18 protein-coding genes and 1 other RNA gene are annotated in these 20401 nt (G+C 50.5%); 6 read left to right on the forward strand and 13 right to left on the reverse strand.

Annotated elements, in window-relative coordinates; genetic code table 11:
- From hisC to gyrA, 4 genes are all read right to left on the reverse strand, one after another.
- Nucleotides 1-1107, reverse strand: coding sequence for a histidinol-phosphate transaminase (gene hisC / locus C7W93_RS14990; RefSeq protein ID WP_108440987.1), 1107 nt, complete (start codon nucleotides 1105-1107; stop codon nucleotides 1-3).
- 152 nt (nucleotides 1108-1259) lie between these two features.
- Entirely contained in the window at nucleotides 1260-2333 is a 1074-nt protein-coding gene (pheA, locus tag C7W93_RS14995; RefSeq protein WP_108440988.1) for a prephenate dehydratase, read from the reverse strand.
- Nucleotides 2334-2617: 284 nt separating this feature from the next.
- Nucleotides 2618-3730 carry a 3-phosphoserine/phosphohydroxythreonine transaminase gene (gene serC / locus C7W93_RS15000; RefSeq protein ID WP_108440989.1) on the reverse strand — a complete coding sequence of 371 codons (1113 nt, stop codon included), beginning with the start codon at nucleotides 3728-3730 and terminating at the stop codon, nucleotides 2618-2620.
- Nucleotides 3731-3888: 158 nt separating this feature from the next.
- A complete protein-coding gene (gyrA, locus tag C7W93_RS15005; RefSeq protein ID WP_108440990.1) occupies nucleotides 3889-6606 on the reverse strand; it encodes a DNA gyrase subunit A in 2718 nt (905 codons plus the stop codon).
- A gap of 410 nt (nucleotides 6607-7016) precedes the next feature.
- Here gyrA and C7W93_RS15010 point away from each other — a divergent pair, with 410 nt between their 5' ends.
- The 5 genes from C7W93_RS15010 to C7W93_RS15030 all read left to right on the forward strand — a co-directional run bounded on the left by C7W93_RS15010 (nucleotide 7017) and on the right by C7W93_RS15030 (nucleotide 14357).
- On the forward strand, nucleotides 7017-7694 hold the full coding sequence (locus tag C7W93_RS15010; RefSeq protein ID WP_108440991.1) for an OmpA family protein: 678 nt from the start codon (nucleotides 7017-7019) through the stop codon (nucleotides 7692-7694).
- A 291-nt stretch (nucleotides 7695-7985) separates the two neighbouring features.
- Nucleotides 7986-8618, forward strand: a complete 633-nt coding sequence (ompA, locus tag C7W93_RS15015) for an outer membrane protein OmpA (RefSeq protein ID WP_108440992.1) — start codon at nucleotides 7986-7988, stop codon at nucleotides 8616-8618.
- A 191-nt stretch (nucleotides 8619-8809) separates the two neighbouring features.
- Nucleotides 8810-9505, forward strand: a complete 696-nt coding sequence (gene ubiG, locus C7W93_RS15020; RefSeq protein ID WP_108440993.1) for a bifunctional 2-polyprenyl-6-hydroxyphenol methylase/3-demethylubiquinol 3-O-methyltransferase UbiG — start codon at nucleotides 8810-8812, stop codon at nucleotides 9503-9505.
- Between the two features lie 216 nt (nucleotides 9506-9721).
- Nucleotides 9722-10393: an HAD family hydrolase gene (locus C7W93_RS15025; RefSeq protein WP_108440994.1), complete on the forward strand. Its 672-nt coding sequence runs from the start codon at nucleotides 9722-9724 to the stop codon at nucleotides 10391-10393.
- Nucleotides 10394-10586: 193 nt separating this feature from the next.
- Complete coding sequence (locus C7W93_RS15030) at nucleotides 10587-14357, forward strand: DUF748 domain-containing protein (protein WP_108440995.1); 3771 nt, start codon at nucleotides 10587-10589, stop codon at nucleotides 14355-14357.
- Between the two features lie 71 nt (nucleotides 14358-14428).
- On the opposite strand, the gene C7W93_RS15035 is transcribed toward C7W93_RS15030, so the two are convergent.
- Nucleotides 14429-14899 carry a hypothetical protein gene (locus C7W93_RS15035; RefSeq protein ID WP_108440996.1) on the reverse strand — a complete coding sequence of 157 codons (471 nt, stop codon included), beginning with the start codon at nucleotides 14897-14899 and terminating at the stop codon, nucleotides 14429-14431.
- 333 nt (nucleotides 14900-15232) lie between these two features.
- On the opposite strand from C7W93_RS15035, the gene ssrA reads away from it, so the two are divergent.
- Nucleotides 15233-15607: a transfer-messenger RNA gene (gene ssrA / locus C7W93_RS15040) on the forward strand.
- Nucleotides 15608-15902: 295 nt separating this feature from the next.
- On the opposite strand, the gene C7W93_RS15045 is transcribed toward ssrA, so the two are convergent.
- The 8 genes from C7W93_RS15045 to C7W93_RS15080 form a co-directional block, all read right to left on the reverse strand.
- Entirely contained in the window at nucleotides 15903-16310 is a 408-nt protein-coding gene (locus C7W93_RS15045; RefSeq protein WP_108440997.1) for a DUF1353 domain-containing protein, read from the reverse strand.
- Nucleotides 16307-16741 carry a hypothetical protein gene (locus tag C7W93_RS15050; RefSeq protein ID WP_108440998.1) on the reverse strand — a complete coding sequence of 145 codons (435 nt, stop codon included), beginning with the start codon at nucleotides 16739-16741 and terminating at the stop codon, nucleotides 16307-16309. The genes C7W93_RS15045 and C7W93_RS15050 overlap by 4 nt, the downstream gene beginning before the upstream one ends.
- A gap of 74 nt (nucleotides 16742-16815) precedes the next feature.
- Nucleotides 16816-17073, reverse strand: coding sequence for a hypothetical protein (locus C7W93_RS15055; protein WP_108440999.1), 258 nt, complete (start codon nucleotides 17071-17073; stop codon nucleotides 16816-16818).
- A complete protein-coding gene (locus tag C7W93_RS15060; protein WP_108441000.1) occupies nucleotides 17066-17635 on the reverse strand; it encodes a hypothetical protein in 570 nt (189 codons plus the stop codon). Before C7W93_RS15060 ends, C7W93_RS15055 begins: the two co-directional genes overlap by 8 nt.
- A 26-nt stretch (nucleotides 17636-17661) precedes the next feature.
- Nucleotides 17662-18141 (reverse strand): glycoside hydrolase family 108 protein, encoded by a 480-nt coding sequence (locus C7W93_RS15065; protein ID WP_108441001.1) that lies wholly within the window; start codon nucleotides 18139-18141, stop codon nucleotides 17662-17664.
- Entirely contained in the window at nucleotides 18138-18431 is a 294-nt protein-coding gene (locus C7W93_RS15070; RefSeq protein ID WP_108441002.1) for a hypothetical protein, read from the reverse strand. Before C7W93_RS15070 ends, C7W93_RS15065 begins: the two co-directional genes overlap by 4 nt.
- A 166-nt stretch (nucleotides 18432-18597) precedes the next feature.
- Complete coding sequence (locus C7W93_RS15075; RefSeq protein ID WP_108441003.1) at nucleotides 18598-19329, reverse strand: LamG domain-containing protein; 732 nt, start codon at nucleotides 19327-19329, stop codon at nucleotides 18598-18600.
- A complete protein-coding gene (locus C7W93_RS15080; RefSeq protein WP_108441004.1) occupies nucleotides 19329-20357 on the reverse strand; it encodes a hypothetical protein in 1029 nt (342 codons plus the stop codon). The genes C7W93_RS15075 and C7W93_RS15080 overlap by 1 nt, the downstream gene beginning before the upstream one ends.
- Nucleotides 20358-20401: the final 44 nt, after the last annotated feature.

The raw sequence follows: 20401 nt of genomic DNA on the forward strand, positions 1-20401 counted from the left end.
TCAGCCCAGCAGAGCCTTCAACGCACTAATAAAAGCAGCATTTTCATGCGGCAGACCGATCGTAACGCGCAGCCATTGCGGCAAACCATAATTGCCAACCGGGCGCACAATGATGCCCTGCTTCAGCAACGCGAGATTGACACGCGCCCCAGCGCCGTCATCATCGCCGACCTTAACCATCACAAAATTACCAAACGATGGCACATAAGTCAGCTTCAACGCTTCAAATGCTTCCGTCAATTGCGCATAGCCTTCGGTATTGACCTGGGCGCTGCGTTGCAAAAACGGCTTGTCATTGAGCGCGGCAATCGCCGCTGCTTGTGCCAACGAATTAACATTGAAAGGCTGACGAATGCGGTTCAGCAAATCCGTCACAGCCGGTTGGGCAATCCCAAAGCCGATACGTAATCCTGCCAAGCCATACGCTTTCGACATCGTGCGCGAAACCAGTAAATTCGGATACTGACGCACCCACGCAATCGCGTCGAATTGCAACTCAGGGGGTAAATATTCGTTATAAGCTTCGTCCAGCACCACCACAACATTCGGCGGCACGCGTTGCAAGAAAGCAGCGATGTCAGCCGACGGCAAAAAAGTACCCGTCGGATTGTTCGGATTCGCGATAAAAATCAGACGCGTATCCTCTGTAATCGCGGCGGCCATTGCTGGCAAATCGTGTCCAAAATCCTTGGACGGTACTACGATAGCGCGCGCACCAGCCGCCTGCGTCGCCAAGCCATACACGACGAAAGAAAACTCAGAATACATTGCAGCTTGGCCCGGCTGCACAAAGGCGTGGGTGGCGAGCTCCAGAATATCGTTACTGCCATTCCCCAGTGTGATCCAGTCTGCGGGAACATCATATTTGGCCATGATCGCGGCCTTCAGATCAAACCCATTGGCATCCGGATAACGACCAATATCCGCGACCGCCGCTTGCATCGCCACGCGCGCAGATTCCGGCATACCTAACGGATTTTCGTTCGAAGCAAGCTTGATAATTTTGGCTTCATCAAGACCGAATTCTCGGGCTACTTCAGCTATCGGCTTGCCGCCCTGATACGGCGCAATGGCGCGAACATACTCTGGACCAAATTGAATCGACATCGTGTGCTTTCTATAGAAATAATAAGCAAATTTTTGTCACAGTATCGGTGTGACTGGAAGATAAATCGTTTGTATTGAGCGTGGTGAATGTAGCGGTATCAAACATTCATATTGCAGCTATGGTCGACCAGACCATAGACTTAATAGCAGTATTAAAGACTGAGCGGATAAGAGCCAAGTAACTTAAAAAACGCCGCATTTTGCTTGAGTTCAGCTAATGCCTTGGCAACTTTTTCGTCCTGCTCATGACCTTCAACATCCACGTAAAAATAATATTCCCATGCGCCCATTCGCGCAGGCCGCGACTCAAAACGGCTCATCGATACCCCGTGACTGGCGAGCGGCGACAACAGACTATATACAGCGCCTGCTTTGTTCGGCACCGATAACACTAAGGAAGTCTGATCCTTGCCGCTTGGGGTCGTGTGCAAGCGACCGATTACCGCAAAACGTGTGCGGTTGTGCGGATCATCCTGAATGTGCGCACTGACGATTTGCACACCGTAAGTTTGCGCGGCAAGCTCGCCCGCAATCCCTGCAACGGTCACATCTTCGCTGGCCATACGCGCCGCTTCGGCGTTAGAGGCCACCGCGAGTCGTTCAATATTGGGATAGTGCTGATTTAGCCACGCGTTACATTGCGCCAACGCCTGCGAGTGCGCACAAATCCGCGTTACATGATCAGTCGTTCCATCTTTTGTCATCAGACTATGATGTACCGGAATCGCGACTTCGCCACTAATGCGCAAGGTCGTTTGCAACAATAAATCCAGGGTTCTGTTGATGACGCCTTCGGATGAGTTTTCGATTGGCACCACGCCAAAATCGGCGGTTCCGGCTTCTGCGGCACGAAACACCTCATCAATCGATGCGCACGCCATGCTATCCACCGCGTGACCAAATTGCTGATATACGGCCTGCTCGCTGAAGGTGCCAGCGGGGCCTAGATAGGCGACGGTGACACGTTTTTCCAGTGCCCGGCAAGCCGACATTACTTCTCGGAAAATGGTCTGCACATCGCCAGATTGCAGCGGTCCGGGATTGCGATCCGCAACGCTACGTAATACCTGCGCTTCACGCTCCGGTCGAAACACGGGGGCATTGGTTTCCGCTTTTACATGCCCCACTTCTTGCGCCAACTGGGCACGGCGATTTAACAGCACCAGAATTTGCGCGTCAATGTCATCGATTTTCTGGCGTAACGGTAGAAGTTTTTCTTGGATCATGATGATGGTGGTTGCGTCGCTTTTTACACTCTAAGAAATAACGCTAAATACCCCAGCGACGGCACGTCTATTAACGTTAACTTCCTCAACAGGCCCACATCGGCGCACTGTCTTCATTGGCAAGTTTTGATCAACACGTTGCTGAAACAGTTTTGCGTAAGACCTGACTTTATTACGTTTAAATACCGCCCAAGATGGCTTTGGTAAATGCGCCCGTAAGCCCTGCTCAATAAGAATACTTACGGATTAGTCAGGATACCAATCGCTCTCCCCGCGACCGGTGATTATCCGTATCGCTTTTCAAATTCTTTCAAATAAGCAACCAACGCCTGTACACCAGCCATTGGCATAGCGTTGTAAATCGACGCCCGCATACCGCCAACGGATTTGTGTCCTTTCAGCTGCAACAAACCCTGTTCTTTCGCGCCGCCGAGAAAGTCGGCGTTGCGGGTCTCGTCACGCAAAAAGAACGGAACATTCATGCGCGAGCGACAATCTGCGGCAATTTTTGTTTGATAGAAATCAGTGGAATCCAGATAATCGTACAACAATCCGGCCTTAGCGATATTCACTTGCTCCATCGCCGCTACGCCGCCCTGCCGCTTGAGCCATTGGAATACCAGTCCGGCAATATAAATCGCATAAGTCGGCGGCGTGTTGTACATGGAATCGTTATCAGCGACGATTTTCCAGTCGAAGGCCGATGGGCAACTTGGCATGGCATGACCGAGTAAGTCTTCCCGGACCACCACGATCGTCAAACCAGCAGGCCCGATATTTTTCTGCGCGCCACCATAAATAACGCCGTATTTAGCCACATCCACCGGGCGCGACAAAATGTGCGATGACATGTCTGCGACTAACGGTGCGCCATTGGTCTCCCCAGCAACTTCTGGCGTAAATTGAAACTCCACGCCATCGATAGTTTCATTGGTGCAAATATGGACGTATGCGGCGTCTTTAGAAAGCTGCCAGCTGTCACGCGATGGAATCTGTGCAAATTTTTGCGGCTCTGAAGAAGCTGCAACATTAACGTTGCAATAACGTTTTGCTTCCTTAATCGACTTGGTCGACCAAGAACCTGTATTGATGTAATCGGCAGTGCCTGGCAAGGAATTGTCAGCGCTCAGTCGCGCCGCCAGATTCATCGGAATGATGGCATTCTCGGCAATCGCACCACCCTGCAAAAACAGAACTTTATAGTTAGCGGGAATCCCCAATAACTCGCGGAAATCGCGCTGCGCGTTTTCTAGTATCGACATAAACTCGCTGCCGCGATGACTCATTTCCATGACTGACATACCACTACCGTGCCAGTCCAGCATTTCAGCAGCAGCTTGTTGCAGCACTTCTTTAGGTAATACGGCGGGACCAGCAGAAAAATTAAAGATAGGCATGTTGACACTCGTCAATAAAAGCTAGGGACAGCGAGATTTTCTGAAAAATTACTTGTGCAACAAAGGATATATTTACAACGTTGCAGAGGAGTCTGAAGGGCAATAAAATGTGGTCAGGCGGAAGGAAACATCCTTCTGCGTGACCACTTTAACGCCAATTACTCAACGTCGGCAGGACCGCTTTCTTTGCCAGAAGCGCTGTCATCTCCGCCTTCATTACCACCGTCAGCCGCAGCATCGGTAGCAACATTAGCATCAGAGATCGGGGCTTCTACGTTTTCTTCAATTACTTCTTCAACATCGCTTTCCATCACGCGCTGCAAACCGCTCAGCTTGGTGCCGTCTTCAACCGCGATCAGCGTCACGCCTTGCGTAGCGCGGCCCATCTCGCGAATCTCTGCGACACGAGTGCGAATCAACACGCCACCGGTAGTGATCAGGATAATTTCATCGCTAGGTTCAACCAGCGTAGCGGCAACAACTTTACCGTTACGCTCACTGGTCTGAATCGCAATCATCCCCTTCGTACCACGGCCATGACGGGTGTACTCAGTAATAGGAGTACGTTTTCCGTAACCGTTTTCAGTTGCGGTCAGGACAGATTGTTGTTCGTTCTCGGCAACCAGCAAAGCAATAACTTGCTGTCCGTCTTCCAGATTCATACCGCGCACACCGCGTGCGGTACGACCCATCGGACGTACATCGTTTTCATCAAAGCGCACTGCTTTGCCAGAGTCGGAGAACAGCATGACATCGTGCTGTCCATCAGTCAGCGCTGCACCGATCAGAAAATCGCCTTCGTCCAGATCGACGGCAATAATCCCCGCTTTACGTGGATTACTGAAATCCGATAAAGGTGTCTTTTTAACAGTGCCGAGGCTAGTCGACATAAAGATATAACGATCTTCCGGGAAGCTACGATTGTCGCCAGATAATGGCAACACAACGGTGATTTTTTCACCGTCTTGTAGCGGGAACATATTCACAATCGGCTTGCCGCGTGAGTTACGTGAACCTTGTGGGACTTCCCAGATTTTCAGCCAATACAAGCGACCGCGATTGCTGAAACACAAAATGTAATCATGCGTATTGCCGACAAACAACTGATCGATCCAGTCATCTTCTTTCGTCGCCATCGCCTGCTTGCCGCGTCCACCACGCTTTTGCGCGCGATATTCGGAAACCGGTTGCGATTTCATATAGCCGGTATGCGACAAAGTGACCACCATGTCTTGCGGCGTGATCAAATCTTCGGTGCCCAGATCAGTAGGATTGAGTTCGATCTGCGAACGACGCTCATCTTTATTACCGATGCCGTATTCGTTTTTAGCCGCGTTCATTTCATCTGTAATGATGACCGTTACGCGCTCTGGATTAGCCAAAATGTCGAGCAAATCAGCGATAGTGACCATCACGTCTTTGTACTCGTTAACAATCTTGTCCTGCTCCAGACCAGTCAAACGTTGCAAACGCATTTGCAAGATTTCTTGCGCCTGATCATCCGACAGTTTGTACAAACCGTCAGTTTGAATGCCGTAATGCAGAGGCAGATTTTCCGGGCGGAAAGCATTAATACCGCCACTGTTTTCTGCGCCGGTACGTTGCAACATATCGCGCACGACGGACGAATCCCACGAGCGCTCCATCAAACCGGCTTTTGCGACTGGTGGCGTTGGCGCTGCTTTGATGATAGCGATGAAATCATCGATATTCGCCAATGCAACGGCCAAACCTTCCAGCACGTGACCACGTTCGCGTGCTTTGCGTAATTCAAAGACGGTGCGCCGTGTAACCACTTCGCGTCGATGCGACAGGAAGCACTCCAGCATTTGCTTCAAATTCAGCAATTTAGGTTGGCCGTCTACCAGCGCCACCATATTCATGCCGAAGGTATCTTGCAACTGCGTTTGCTTGTATAGATTATTAAGGACAACTTCAGCCACTTCGCCGCGCTTCAACTCAATCACAACGCGCATGCCTGACTTGTCGGACTCATCGCGCAGATCAGATATACCTTCCAGTTTCTTGTCGCGCACCAACTCGGCGATCCGTTCCAGCAACGCCTTCTTATTAACCTGATACGGCAACTCATCAATAATGATCGCAGTGCGACCTTCACGACCGTATTCTTCGAAGTGCGTTTTGGCGCGCATCACTACACGGCCGCGGCCAGTGCGATAACCGTCACGCACTCCGGAAACACCGTAAATAATCCCGGCGGTCGGGAAATCCGGTGCCGGGATAATTTCGATCAGTTCATCGATCGTCACGCCGGGATTGCGCAATACGTGCAGCGCGCCGTTGATGACTTCAGTAATATTGTGCGGAGGAATGTTGGTCGCCATCCCAACGGCAATACCGGACGAGCCATTGATCAGCAAGTTCGGAATCCGTGTCGGCAATACCGATGGTTCTTTTTCCTTGCCGTCATAGTTAGGCACGAAATCAACGGTATCTTTATCGATATCAGCGAGGATTTCGCTCGCGATTTTGTCCAGGCGGCACTCGGTGTAACGCATCGCAGCAGCGCCATCACCGTCGATAGAACCGAAATTACCCTGTCCATCGACCAGCATGTAGCGCAACGAAAAGTTCTGCGCCATACGTACTAGCGTGTCGTAAATCGATTGATCGCCATGGGGATGGTATTTACCCATGACTTCACCGACCACACGCGCACATTTGACGTAAGGCCGGTTCCAGACATTATTCATTTCGTGCATGGCGAATAAGACCCGACGATGCACGGGCTTTAAGCCGTCGCGGACATCAGGCAGCGCACGTCCAACGATGACGCTCATGGCGTAATCGAGGTAACTCTTGCGCATTTCTTCTTCGAGGGAAATCGGTATTGTTTCTTTAGCGAATTGATCCATTAGCGAGTCGGCGAGTCTTTACTTAGGTTGATAGATCACGGATAAAAGCTGACCATGGTCTGGCATTCACTTTTAATAATTTTAATAACTATCGGTGACACGGATGGATTACTAACGTCATCGATGCCAGTCGAGAATGCAGCCAAAGGTTCGCAATAAGACGCGTGATTTTAGCACGTGGCGCTGGCTAATCGGCTTTTCCCGACCTTAGAGCGGTCAGAGCACGTTGACTAAATAATATGTTACGCCAGGTAATATGCTTAAATGCCATGTCAAATTTGCTCCATCGATTTTAATCCGATCGCCTATATACTTACGGTCGCTTTTAATAACGATAGCTCCATTGCGTTATTGACACGTTATTGCCAACATTGCATTAACGCAACCGTCATTCCTCAGGAAAACATTTTATGCGTCAACTTTTCGCGTTGAGTCTGCTGACAGGCATTGCTTTCAGCTCGGCACCAATTATGGTCCTCGCGCAAACTACCGATATACAAGCCAATACCCCTTCGAGTGCTTATCTTCAGGATTCACGCGGGCCGGTCGCGCGTAGCCAGTTCGGACTATGCTGGCGCAGCGGCTATTGGGATAAGGATAGTGCGGTGACAGGATGCGACGGTGAACTATTGCCGCCCTTCATGAAAGCGATCGCCCCGGATCTGGTCAGCAATCCACTGGCAGCAAATACGGACAACACCGCCGTGACAGCTAATAGCTGCAATTTCTTAACTACGCTAAGTAGTGACCAAACGTTCTCTTTTGGCAAGAACACGCTGACAGCAGCCGCCAAAGCGCACATTGATAACGATATCGTGGCGCCATTAAATGGTTGCAATAAGGATAATGTCATTACGATCACGGGACATACTGATCAACTTGGTGCAAACGGTTATAACCAAAAACTCTCCGAACAGCGCGCCCAAAGTGTTGCCAATTATTTAAAGAGCAAAGGGGTTGTTGCCAGAATGAATATAAATGGTGTCGGAAGCACGCAAGAAGTGAAAACATGCAGTAATCAACTCCCACATAAAAGTCTTATTAGTTGCTTTAGTCCTAATCGTCGCGTGACGATAAGCGTGCAATAAAAACTAAATATATTAATAATTCGTATAGTTTCCAAAAGCAATATAAGATGCATCCGGCAAAGATGTTTTCAGAATGTTATGTTGCAAGAAAACAACGGAGTATGAAAAACGTAGGCCTACCTATTTGGCATACTTCGCTAGCAATAGCAGCCTGTGGCAGAATGATGGCAAGTTCTTTGCATGTAGCCAATTTCACATGTAACGGCTGGAACCACGTGGTATTATCCAATTTTTGATGTCGTATATTAGTTGCGCAGTTAATCTGCGGATATCTCAACCGAGAGGAGAAACATGAATAAATTAGCAAAACTCGTCTTCGCTGCGTCCGCAGTCGTCGCACTGACTGCCTCCGCGCAGGAAATAAAAGATATCCAAGCTAAAACCCCTACTAGTGCCTACGTACAAGATGCGCGCGGCACTATCGCTCGTGATCCATACGGTCTTTGCTGGCATACCGGTTACTGGACACCTGCTGATTCAGTACCGGGTTGTGATGGTGAATTGGCACAAGCTGCTCCGCCAGCACCGCCTGCACCACCAGCACCAGCTCCAGTAGTTGCTGCACCAACTTCACAAAAAGTTACTTTCGCTGCTGATGCATTCTTTGACTTCGACAAAGCTGTCCTGAAGCCAGAAGGCAAATCAAAACTGAATGACCTGACGTCGAAACTGGGTGAGTTGAACCTGGAAGTCATCATCGCTGTTGGTCACACAGATTCGATTGGTTCAGTTGCTTACAACCAAAAACTGTCGATCCGTCGCGCTGAAGCTGTCAAAGCATATTTGGTAAGCAAAGGTATCGAATCGAACCGCGTTTACACTGAAGGTAAAGGCAAGTCACAACCGGTCGCTGATAACAAGACCGCTGCTGGCCGCGCTAAAAACCGTCGCGTTGAAATCGAAGTGGTTGGTACAACCAAGTAATCGATTTAGCCTGATTCAAAAAACCCTGCTTCGGCAGGGTTTTTTTTTCGTCTTAATTTCTTGCCATGCATTTCTTTGACACAACAACCGAATGATCCAGTTAGTGCTCTCTAGAAAGTTTACTCAGAAGCACAAGACTTCCTTGTTAAAGCATATTCGCAAAGTGGACGTTTCCAGCTATCATTACATCCATGAACGCAGACCCATCAGAACTCCAAAAATTTAGTGATCTCGCCCATCGATGGTGGGACCCGGATGCTGAATTTCGTCCCTTGCATGAAATCAATCCGCTTAGACTCGAATGGATTAATGCACGCGCCCCGCTGGCAGGCAAAAAGGTTGTCGATATCGGCTGCGGTGGCGGTATTCTCGCCGAATCGATGGCGAAAAAAGGGGCCAACGTCACAGGCGTCGATTTATCGGACAAAGCCTTAAAAGTCGCCGATTTGCATGGTCTGGAATCCGGGGTCCAGGTACGCTACGAAAAAATTGCCGCAGAAGATCTGGCTGAGCGCGAAGCCGGTCAATTTGACGTCGTCACCTGCATGGAAATGCTGGAGCACGTGCCAGATCCGGCCTCCATCGTCCGCGCCTGCGCAACGCTGGTTAAACCGGGCGGCAAAGTCTTTTTCTCGACCCTTAACCGCAATCCAAAAGCTTATCTGTTCGCAGTTCTGGGCGCGGAATATCTATTGGGCATGTTACCCAAAGGGACGCACGACTATACCAAGTTCATTACCCCTGCCGAGCTATCGCAATTTGCACGCAACGCCGGATTGGTCGTAGATAGCCTCAAAGGGATGAGTTACAACCCAATTACACGCATCTATTCGCTCAATCAGGACGTTGACGTCAACTATCTGATTGCCTGCACCCGACCAGCATAAAGTTGCGGCAACCCGCCGCATCGTTATGCTGACAACGTTTCTTCGATATGCTTCATTGTTGATGTGAAGAAGTAATGAGGGCGAACTTGCCGCTGTATCCGTGCATCAGCACCCAGCGCATCGGCGCCCTAAGCAAGGGCGCCCAAAACGTATTCAGCCCCTCACCTTCACAATCACAATCAGCGTATTTTTTGCCACCTATTTCCCCTAAATATCATGCCCCTGACTATCCCCCGCGCGATTCTCTTTGATCTTGATGGCACACTTGCCGACACCGCACCGGATCTGGCCGAAGCGATGAACCGCATTCAACGTGAACGTGGCCTTGTCGAGACCGCCTATGAGGGATTACGGCCATTCGCCTCTGCTGGCGCGCGCGGCCTGATCGGCGCGGCATTCGGCATTAAGCCGGGCGAAGATGGCTACGAAGCATTGCGTGTGATGTTTTTGGACAACTACGCCGAAGCGTTAGCAGAAAAAAGTAGCCTGTTCGATGGCATCCCCACACTCATTCAGGATTTGCTGCAACATGGGCTCGCATGGGGAATCGTTACTAATAAAGCGGCCCGTTTCACTGATCTGCTGATCCCGCAAATCGGACTGCAAGAAGCTGGCTGCGTCATTTCCGGCGATACGACCGCACACCCAAAACCGCATCCAGCCCCGCTGTTCGAGGCAGCGCGGCGTCTTAATCTGCAACCAAACGAATGCTGGTATGTCGGTGACGATCTGCGTGATATTCAGGCCGGGCGCGCCGCTGGCATGCCGACTGTGGCCGCAGCGTGGGGCTATTGCGGTCATGCTGCACCGATCTCGTGGGAAGCAGACGCGCTCGCCAACTCTCCTGCCGAGCTAGCCGATCTAATACGCCATTCAATCGCACAATAACGCCACACGGCCCTGGTGCCAACAATAAACCGGCACTAGCCAGCACCAGTGCGGTGCTGGCAAAAATGCCCATCCACAGATAGCACCAATCTTACTCAATATGCTTTGATAGCCAAGGATATCGCCTTCACGCTAGCCAACATTGACTGTCTCGCAGTATATTGTTGTTTGTTGCTCAGCAAGGAATATCACTATGCCAACTTCTGCCCGCCCACGCTGGTTAATCCGTACTGTGCGCTGGACTGGATTCACAGTCGCCGGGCTTGCCGTATTAGCCTTCGTCACCTGGCTTGGTGTCCCGCCACTGGCAAAACATGTTGCAGAGCAACAGATCGAGCAGCAACTTGGTCGCAAAGCCACGATCGGCAAGATCAGCTTTAATCCGCTTACCCTCACCCTGACGGTCGCCGATTTCACGCTTTATGAAACGGACAAAACCACTCCCGCCCTTTCAGCGAAACAACTGTTGGTCAATGCTTCCGCCACATCGATTTTTCGATTAGCGCCGGTATTACAGCAAGTGACATTGTCGGCACCCAGCGTCCACATTATTCGCACCAGCGCCGAAGGCATTGGTCGCTACAATTTCTCTGACATCATTGACCGCATTCTGGCGAAACCCAAGAGTGAAGGAGAAACGCGTTTTTCAATTTCGAATATCCAATTAGAAAATGGCACCATCACCTTTGACGATAAAGTGACCAACAAGCATGTCAATATCGTCGCGCTAAACGTCGGCTTACCGTACATCTCCAACTTCCAAAGCGCAGTAGATATCTTTGTTCAGCCGAGTCTGTCTATGAAGGTAAACGGTGCGCCGCTTTCTCTTAAAGGACGTACCAAACCGTTTACCAGCACACTCGATACAGCGTTGGCGATTGATATCGATCAACTTGATGTAGCCAGTTATGTCGGCTTCTCGCCCGTCCCTTTACCTCTGGCGATCCAGAGCAGCAAGCTATCAACCAATCTTGACCTGACCTTCGTACGCAATAAAAACAAGCCCGAAATTAATCTGTCCGGTGACGTTAAACTCAATGACATCGCGCTAGCCGACATGCATGCAGCACCATTATTCAAAGCGCAATCGATCGAGGCGCACATCAATAAACTGGATCTACTCAACGCCAGCGTTGCGATGGGGAAAATAAACGTGCAATCGCCGGAAGTATGGGCGGCATTGCAAGCGGATGGCAGCCTGAATTGGAGCGCCCTCGGCGCAGCGAAAGCGCCGACCGATAGCGCCTCTGATGCCAACAAACCCGTCGTAAAAGCCAGCGCCACAGCGCCGCAATTTACGCTGAATCAATTCAACATTCACGATGGGATAATCAATTGGTCTGATGCCGCCAATGCGTCGCCCGCCTTCAACACCCAGCTAAAAAATCTGACGCTGGATGTCAGCCACCTGTCACTTGCAGCGAATGCTAAACCGGCCAATGTGCTGTTATCGACAGGCACAGACGGCACACAAGAAATCAAATTTGCCGGTCAGGTTACGCCAGCAACTGCCACCGTCAACGGCCAGGCCAGTATTGCCGAGCTTGCATTAGCGCCCTTTCAGCCCTACCTCAACAAAACATTATCGGCAGATCTATCAGGTCAGCTTTCGCTCAAAACGTTGGTAACGATCAATGGCGGTACGGTAGCGTTAAACCAATTTGAAGCAGAAGTCAGCGACGCAAAGCTCGCCGCCAAATCGCGTGCTAACGGTAGCGTATTGATTAAAAAAATCAAACTCGAAGACGCTAGCGTCAACACACAAAATGCCACCTTCAACGCCACCGCATTTAACATCGTCGGCATGCAAGCCGATGTGCGTCGCGATGCCAAAGGCAATATTAATCTTGCGCAATTTATCAACACCGCTGCTCCGACCCGCAAAGCCGCAAAAGCACCGGCAACCAAGGCAAGCGGCCCGGAATGGGTCGCCAATCTCGCCAAAATCACCATCACCGACAGTGCCATTACGTATAACGATAATGCTGTTGTGCCAGCAGTAAAGTTGCGGGCAGATGGCATTAATTTAACGTTGGATAACATCTCCAGCAAGCGCGACAAAACCGTCAAAATTGGACTAGTCACCAAACTTAACAAAAGTGGGAAATTGACGATTAATGGCAGCGCTGCGCCGCAGTTCAAGTCGCTTGATCTGGCTATCGATGGTCAGGGGCTGCCTATTGCCGCGCTGCAACCATATTTCACTCAGCTATTAAACGTGACGCTGACAACGGGTCAGGCAAATGCAAAAGGTAAACTCCAGCTAACGCCGCCAGAGGGAAAAAAAGACCTGATCGCACGCTATAACGGCATGCTGCGCTTAACGAATTTTCGCGTAGTTGATAAAGAAAATGGCGCAGACTTTTTAAAATGGAAATCGCTTGATGTCAGCGGGATTAACGCCAGCATTGATGGTCCACGCCAAAATGTTACGCTCGGCAAAATCGCGCTGGATGATTTTTATGCACGTGCCATTCTGTCGCCAGAAGGCAGGTTGAATTTGCAAGATATTGCCGTCTCTAAAGCGGGCAATAAATCCGTCGTCACCGAGCCAGCGACAACCTCCGGCCCAAAAAAGAGCGAAGCCAGCCCTGCCAATCCCGCTGCGGCAAATGAAGCCACGCCAAATAAAGAAACCACCGCCGTCGCGGACGCCGGCGACGGCAAGGTAGCCAAAGAAAATAGCGCGGCAATACCGCTAACAGCGCCCGATCCAAAAGCCAACGCACCGGTCATCAGGATTGGTCAGGTGCTGCTCAAAAATGGCAACATTAATTTCACCGATAATTTCATCAAACCCAATTACACCGCCAACATGACGGGCATGAACGGCAGCATCGGCGCAGTAGCATCCGACAAACCGGCCCCTGCCCCTATCGATATCAACGGTAAAATCGATGACGATGCACCGGTCGCTATTTCGGGATCGCTCAATCCGTTATTCAAACCCATGTTTCTGGATATCAAAGCCAGCGCGAACGGCGTCGAGCTGCCGCGCTTGACGCCCTACGCAGCCAAGTATGCGGGCTATGCAATCGTCAAAGGCAAGCTATCGATGGATGTTAATTACAAAGTCGAAGAACAAGAACTGACCGCACAAAATCATGTCCGCATCGACCAGCTAACATTTGGCGACAAAATCGATAGTCCCAGTGCCACCAAACTGCCAGTCCGCTTAGCTGTCGCCTTGCTAAAAGATCGCAATGGTCAGATCGATATCAATCTGCCGATTTCTGGCTCGCTATCCGATCCCAAGTTCTCAGTTGGCGGCATTATTCTGCGGGTTTTTGTTAATCTCATCGTCAAAGCAGTGACATCGCCATTCGCCCTGCTTAGTTCTGCATTCGGCGGCGGCGATGAACTCGGCTATGCCGAATTCAAACCCGGCTCCGCCGTCCTGACGACTGATACCAAAGCCAAACTCGACACCCTCACCAAGGCGCTGCTAGACCGTCCTGCGTTGAAGCTCGACATCATTGGCCGAGTCGATCCCGTAGCTGATACCGCAGGCGTACGTCAGGAAATCCTGAACCGCAAATTGGCTGCGCTAAAACAAAAGAGCAGCGGCACCAAAGCGAAACCCGACGCAGCAGCAGAAGACGATGCTGATGTCGACACGTCGTCGCCATCAGCAACGAAAGAAGTTGCGCTGACTGATGCCGACAAAACGCAATTGATGGAAAAGGTTTATAAAAGCGAAAAATTCGACAAGCCACGCAATGCAATCGGCTTCGCCAAATCCTTGCCCGCCCCAGAAATGGAGCATTTGATTCTAACCAATACCAAGGTAACCCCAGATGATTTGCGGTCATTAGCAGACCAGCGCGCGCAAGCAGTACGAAGTTATCTGGAAACGAAGAGCAAGATTCCATTGGAGCGGATCTTCCTGATCGCACCAAAGCTCAGCGCGGATGGGATTAAAGACAAAGGTGCACCGACTCGGGTAGATTTTGCCCTGAGATAACGCAAAAACGCTATCTCGTCCCAGCATAGCCAAGACGAGATAGCGTTATCGTAAAGTACGCAAAACTGGATTTAGCGGGCGGTCGCCTCAATCACGACGCCTTTTCCCGGCAACAATTGGGCACGCACATTTTTAATGTCGCCAGCCTTGATGTTGAACACTAATTGGCTGCGCTCACCCGGCGCGATGGCGCACGATGTGCGTCCATCCGAATTCTCCACCGTGACGACCTGATCGCCCGCAGGCAAAATAAATGTCGCCTTCTGATCGGCATCAAATTGGTTGACCAATTGCTTGTTCAGGTACACGCCGATCATACATCCAGCAGTAGGATGGCTAGGGTCACGCAAAATGACTAACGTCCCAAAACCAACTGGATCCTCCTTGACGACGGGTGCTTTGCTGCTTGGTTTTTGGTCAGCAATTTCGGCGACCTTGACCGGGTCGCGCTGAACTTTAGCGACCTTTTCGGACGGCCCTGATGTAGATGATCCGCATCCTGACAATGCAAGAGCGATGAGTGCAGAAAAAATATAGCGCATTATTATTGGCAATGATTGTTAACTAAGCGAAGTATAACCTTCGTCACTTACGTAGAAGACAGCGTATCGAACGATGCCTCTGACCTAGGACAAAGAATAGCGTACTGCTCCCCAAAATGGGTATATTCGATGCAGTCAAACAGATATTTCGACTAGCCAACCCCGCAATCTTCTTTTGCGAGAGGCATCATTTCAATCTATCAAAACAACTTACCCTTTTAGTTAAAAGCGTTATTTTGCACGACAAACTTCCTCATCACAGAGGCATGCAAAACGCGTTGACGCAGTCGTCTACAAGGACAGCCCGAATTGCGCTACAATACTCTTCTGTTTGGGGGCGACCTGGTTTCGACGTGGGTTACAAAGCAGAGCAGGGCATACCGAGGGCTGGTCACCTCGTAAATACAACCAGAAAATATATAACTGCAAACGATAACTCGTACGCACAAGACAATTTCGCACTAGCTGCGTAATTGACTTGCTCTACACCATCTCGTCCCTGGGGTGGGCTGGTAAAACAGCAGTGGAGTCATTTACAGGGAATCGCTTTTGATCGGGTTACTTGATTAAAAGTTAAATTTAGGTAACTCGCCTGAACGAAGTGTGTGTGTCCACGTCGGCTGGGCTAAATTAAATGACAACACTAAGTATGTAGAACTGTCTGTAGAGGATTTGCGGACGCGGGTTCGATTCCCGCCGCCTCCACCATTCCAAACCTCTCCAAGCCACGTAAACACCGGGCTTGGCGATAATTGAGTTGGCTTAGAAAGGGTTGAAATGGACTGTGTTTTCGCCCAAATTTCGCCCACGTACAACTGGATAGATAGCCAGTTGTATTGATGCCAAGGATTGCACCCCCCCCACTTCCCCAAGTGTCCGAGGGATTGGCCTGAGCGTCTGTAGCTGAATAGATACTCCTGAACCCAACAACGAGTAGAGTTGCCTAAATATCGCTCAATATGAATAGATATTGAATAGATACTCGAGGGGGTGATTAACGTTATCACGCGCCTCCGAGTGATTGCTCTGGCGGCTCAATCGGCGCTACCGGATCCCAATGTGACGCGCCGCCGATCCTCACCCCAATATACATAAGCCAGCGCCGCCATACCGGAACGCCAGTTACTGCCGACGCCTCTTTCAGGACCGCATCAGCCACACTACGTGTCACTGGGTGTGTGGAGTACAGAAAATCATGCAGCGCCGCTGCCTCATTTGAGGTCGCACCAGCTAGCAAGAATACGACTGGCAAGCGCGGCACGCTGGCCAAGTCCGTTTTGAAGCCCCTCGGAACGATGAAGGTTTGCTTCGCAACATCGGACTGATAGAACAATGGCGCAGTCAGTATCCATAGTCCATCGTCCATGTCGGTCGCGTTCTCCATTTGCAACTTGGACAGAAACGCGCTCATTTTGTGACAGTCACCACGGCTGTGGTCGGCATTGCCTGTATTTGCGCAATCAAGATGGGTAACAGTATTTGCGCAGCGGTGATCGTGGCAACGGCGGTATCTTGCTGCGGTCCCGGCACCGCTTTCACGATTTCCAAAATGATAGGCAGCGCCGACGTCGCAAGCGTTTGGAGATTAGCTGGATTGATAGTTGCGCCAGCACTGCAAACGTCAGTAATGTCTTTCTGAGCAATTGGAATTTTTGCCTGAAGCGATGGATCAATCGCCAGCCCCGGAGTTTGTACACCCACTAAGATCGCGGGAATAACTTGGCATACCTGCATATTCACCTGGGCGACGATCTGCGCAGGCGTAAGTGGCTGAACCGGTAGTGCGCAACCGGAAATAAGCAGGACCACGACAGCAAGAGTAGCGATAACGAAACGTTTCATAGTGATTCCTAAGTGGTGAGACGAAAAAAAACCGCCATATGGCGGCTGCAAAGACCGGTGATACCCGATGAGAATTATGGTTCTTTTGAAACGTCCTGAACGACTGCAGCTGGCTTCAAGCGCTGACACGTCGCAATCGCGCCAATCAGGGCCGCGAAGCCAATCGCATATTCAGGTAGCCCGAAGTGCGGCACCCATGACATGGTCCATGCGAACTGGCTGAGCAAGTAAAGCGTCATGCCCACAACGAAGCCAATCACCGAGGCAACCGACGTCAGGTCGGAATCTTTACCAAACTCGTCGGACGTGATGTCGCGAAAAAATTTAAACATTGCATACCTCGATTGGCTTATGAAGTGCGCGAAGTTCGTCTGGGGAATAGATAAATCCTTTGATCAAAAACGCCTGCACATTCCATTCCGGGTCAGTAATCTCGTGGCGCCCGTGAAACTTCCCTCGATGATGTGTTTCGCACAGAGGAAGTTGGTTGTAGATTGAATCAACGAATGAAAGCGAATTTTTAATGTCGAGCGCGGACCACTCAAAACCCTGAGTCAAACGAATCAAGTCCCAAATAGGATGGCGCTTTGGAATCGGCACGATGCATTCCAGCTTGTGCGACCACATAACGTCAGTTTTGTTGGTGGCCACATCCTTGATCCACTGCCAGTTGATGGCTTCCTTGAACGAGTATTCAAAGAAGCGATGATGGGACTCAACTTTTTCAGTATCGCCGCACGTCGAGCAAGCATACCCGCCCTCCAGCTTCATCTGCCGTTTTGCCGCAAGAAAATAAGTTGACTCGGTGCGCTGCAAACTATGATCTGGATAGAATACTGATTCAGTCAAAGTATCGTTTTTTAAATGTTCACCTGTTACGTGTTCTGCGGTCATGTTAAATACCTATAAAAATATGACAATCAGGCATCCACCGCGCCATAACGCAGGTTGCCAGCGATCCGCCCCGCCCAGCCAGAACTGAAAGATGCCCAACCCGTCAGCTTACGCATGAAATCCAGGCGCTCAGCATTGAGTCGCATGATCTGGTCGGTCTCGGTCATTGATTTTGCAGCCGCTACGGTAATCGGCCCCCAATGTCCATCATCGGCAACGTTAAGAGCGCGTTGAAGATAGCGAATCGCCGTCTCTATGCCGCTATTCACAGCGAAGTCTAGGCACTGATATGCCACTCCGCCGAACAACTCGTCAGCGTGCACGCGACTCCAGAAGTCGCGTCGGTAAATGTCAATCGCTTGTGTCCTGGTCAAATTTTTGATGTCAACGTTCGGATAGCTGCGTTTGCTAATACCCCATTTCGTTTCACGACCCGGATCCGCAGGATTATTCACATAGCCATCCTCATGGCTAAGCACGCGCTCGATCGCCTGATCAAAATTCATGATTGCCCTTTATCTTGTTTTCCATCCAACTTGTACTCAATGCGGTCTAATTTCTTATCCATAGACTGACTAAATGATTCGAGGGATTTGGCGATCCCCTCAACTGCTTTGCTCAGCACATTTTGTGTCACGTAACTCTCCGCAACATGCAATTTGTATTCATCCAACGCCCTCTGTGTAGCTTCGTTTTTTGCTTTTTGATCCCGGTAAGAAAACCAGATAACCGTACTAAAAGCCGATAACAGGCCTTCTATGGAAAACATTAGTAACCGCTGAAATTCAGCATCCATTTATTTGCCCCGGAAATGAAAAAGCCACCGAAAGGTGGCGTAGTAGCTCTTTACTTCTGTTGTGCCGATTACTTCTGTTGTGCCGATTATTTCTGTTGTGCCGATTATTTCTGTTATCCCATTCCACGATGCAAAAAAGAACGAATGTGGCTATATCCCACACCCTTTACGGTGCAATACCCGCTGTGTAATGCGTCAACACGCGCGCTGCTGACAATGCCGTATCGTAAATGGCTACTTCGTCCAACGAACCAATCATTGCGCTAGTGTCATACCCCGGTGCATACGAACAGCCTACCGAAACCGGGTCCGTTGAAGAAAAAGGGGGGCCCGTAAAAGAACCCGTGGCATTAGGAGCGCCGTCAACATATGCCGTTACAAGACTCCCATTTTTTGTATAAACAATATGATGTATAGCGTTATCGTTAATCGCACTAGTCGCAATAAGTGCCGCTATTGACCCGCCGTTGCTTGTACGAAGTTCCAACTTAATGCAGCCAGAAGAGTTGAGGCCAAGCTGCCACGAGGGATAATTCACCCCTCCCTGCTCCATAGATAAAACGTTACCTGTCGTCGCACCTGTCTTTATCCAAAATTCCAAACTAAAGTCACCAGGTAACCGTAACGCCGCATCATTCGGCGCAGTTGCGACTGTTGCCGTGCCGGTAGTGCTTGTTTTGATAGATTTTCCCGCTGTAATAAGCGGTGGATTGCCGAGCGCGACAAGACCGCCGTATAACCCATTCCTGCCGTGTCCGCTTGAATCTGTCATTGCAGTACCAGACAATTCATCAAGTTTCCAATACGCGATCGGAAGGTCTGAAAGAACCTCGACCGCATAGGCATTGGTCGCAGCTGATACATGCGGTGATAACAGCACGGGGCCGCAAGCAAACATTATGCGTACCCCTTCGACAGGTTGCAGGCCAGCGTGCCATCGGTACTATCGTAATAGCAGCTCATCAGGTCGACCGCATTGGCAGCAGTGGACAATATGGGCGGCGTGCCGCCGGGAAATTTAAAAGCGCTTCCATAGGCAAGCGTGCGATTGCCGGTAGCGTCCTGCTTGATACGGACGTTCAATACCATGCCGTCGGTCAAATTGGTAGGATTGGCGAGTGTCGCGTTTGCACCCAATACCAGTTTAAAGTTATTGGACAAGGATGCATCGACCGCAATTGAGGATCCAGAGGTGAGCAATGAAGGATCGACGCTCTGATTCCGCGTAAAGACATTGACTGCGCCAATCGTCGCGCCGGAGCCGCCACCGGGTGCTACTGCCCATGCAGGAACGCCTCCCACAATTGTCAACACTTGCCCGGTTGTACCAGCAGGTAGTCGCTCCGCCACCCCAGACGCGCCGCCGGATATCAAATCTCCAGCAGCAGTCATCGGGTTCGTCATCCAGGGCGCTGCGGACCATACGGGCAAGCCGCCCGCAAGCATCAATACCGTACCATCCGTATCTTTTGCTAATCGTGTGGCAGCACCAGCTGCGCCACCATAAATAATGTCGCCCGATGCGCTCATTGGGTTAGCAAATCCAACGCCCGTTAAACTCTGTCCAAGCACGCGATTATCTGTGTAACTTGAAATGGTTGATATGCCGGCAACGACGATATACATCTGCCAATACCCCGCGGTAAATCCGACAGTATTACTCGTCACCGCTCCGCTGCTCGGATTCGCCTGGATATAGCTGGTCGCATTTGCAGGGAGTGTTAGCGTGCCATTCGCAATCTGTGTCGTGGTACTACCTAGCATGATGGTACCGCCGTAATAACCCCACGACAGTCCGGAGGTGGTGGATTCCCGTCGCCCGTAAAGCGTTGCCGGACTGGCCGCGTCGAGCAATGCGTTGATCGTGATTTCTTTCGAGGACTGCGATTGGCTCAGTTGATCAATATTACTGCTGCTATTTGCCAAAGTAGGCTCCTGTAAACGCAAAAAACGCCCCGAAGGACGTTTAA

Source organism: Glaciimonas sp. PCH181 (genome assembly GCF_003056055.1).
GTDB lineage: Bacteria > Pseudomonadota > Gammaproteobacteria > Burkholderiales > Burkholderiaceae_D > Glaciimonas.

Coding starts and splice junctions, on each gene's coding strand:
- C7W93_RS15035 (WP_108440996.1), bottom strand. CDS start 14,899: ATGCGCTATATTTTTTCTGCACTCATCGCTCTTGCATTGTCAGGATGC.
- C7W93_RS15010 (WP_108440991.1), top strand. CDS start 7,017: ATGCGTCAACTTTTCGCGTTGAGTCTGCTGACAGGCATTGCTTTCAGC.
- C7W93_RS15050 (WP_108440998.1), bottom strand. CDS start 16,741: ATGAAACGTTTCGTTATCGCTACTCTTGCTGTCGTGGTCCTGCTTATT.
- C7W93_RS15060 (WP_108441000.1), bottom strand. CDS start 17,635: ATGACCGCAGAACACGTAACAGGTGAACATTTAAAAAACGATACTTTG.
- C7W93_RS15065 (WP_108441001.1), bottom strand. CDS start 18,141: ATGAATTTTGATCAGGCGATCGAGCGCGTGCTTAGCCATGAGGATGGC.
- C7W93_RS15025 (WP_108440994.1), top strand. CDS start 9,722: ATGCCCCTGACTATCCCCCGCGCGATTCTCTTTGATCTTGATGGCACA.
- C7W93_RS15045 (WP_108440997.1), bottom strand. CDS start 16,310: ATGAGCGCGTTTCTGTCCAAGTTGCAAATGGAGAACGCGACCGACATG.
- C7W93_RS15055 (WP_108440999.1), bottom strand. CDS start 17,073: ATGTTTAAATTTTTTCGCGACATCACGTCCGACGAGTTTGGTAAAGAT.
- C7W93_RS15030 (WP_108440995.1), top strand. CDS start 10,587: ATGCCAACTTCTGCCCGCCCACGCTGGTTAATCCGTACTGTGCGCTGG.
- hisC (WP_108440987.1), bottom strand. CDS start 1,107: ATGTCGATTCAATTTGGTCCAGAGTATGTTCGCGCCATTGCGCCGTAT.
- serC (WP_108440989.1), bottom strand. CDS start 3,730: ATGCCTATCTTTAATTTTTCTGCTGGTCCCGCCGTATTACCTAAAGAA.
- ubiG (WP_108440993.1), top strand. CDS start 8,810: ATGAACGCAGACCCATCAGAACTCCAAAAATTTAGTGATCTCGCCCAT.
- ompA (WP_108440992.1), top strand. CDS start 7,986: ATGAATAAATTAGCAAAACTCGTCTTCGCTGCGTCCGCAGTCGTCGCA.
- C7W93_RS15070 (WP_108441002.1), bottom strand. CDS start 18,431: ATGGATGCTGAATTTCAGCGGTTACTAATGTTTTCCATAGAAGGCCTG.
- pheA (WP_108440988.1), bottom strand. CDS start 2,333: ATGATCCAAGAAAAACTTCTACCGTTACGCCAGAAAATCGATGACATT.
- C7W93_RS15075 (WP_108441003.1), bottom strand. CDS start 19,329: ATGTTTGCTTGCGGCCCCGTGCTGTTATCACCGCATGTATCAGCTGCG.
- gyrA (WP_108440990.1), bottom strand. CDS start 6,606: ATGGATCAATTCGCTAAAGAAACAATACCGATTTCCCTCGAAGAAGAA.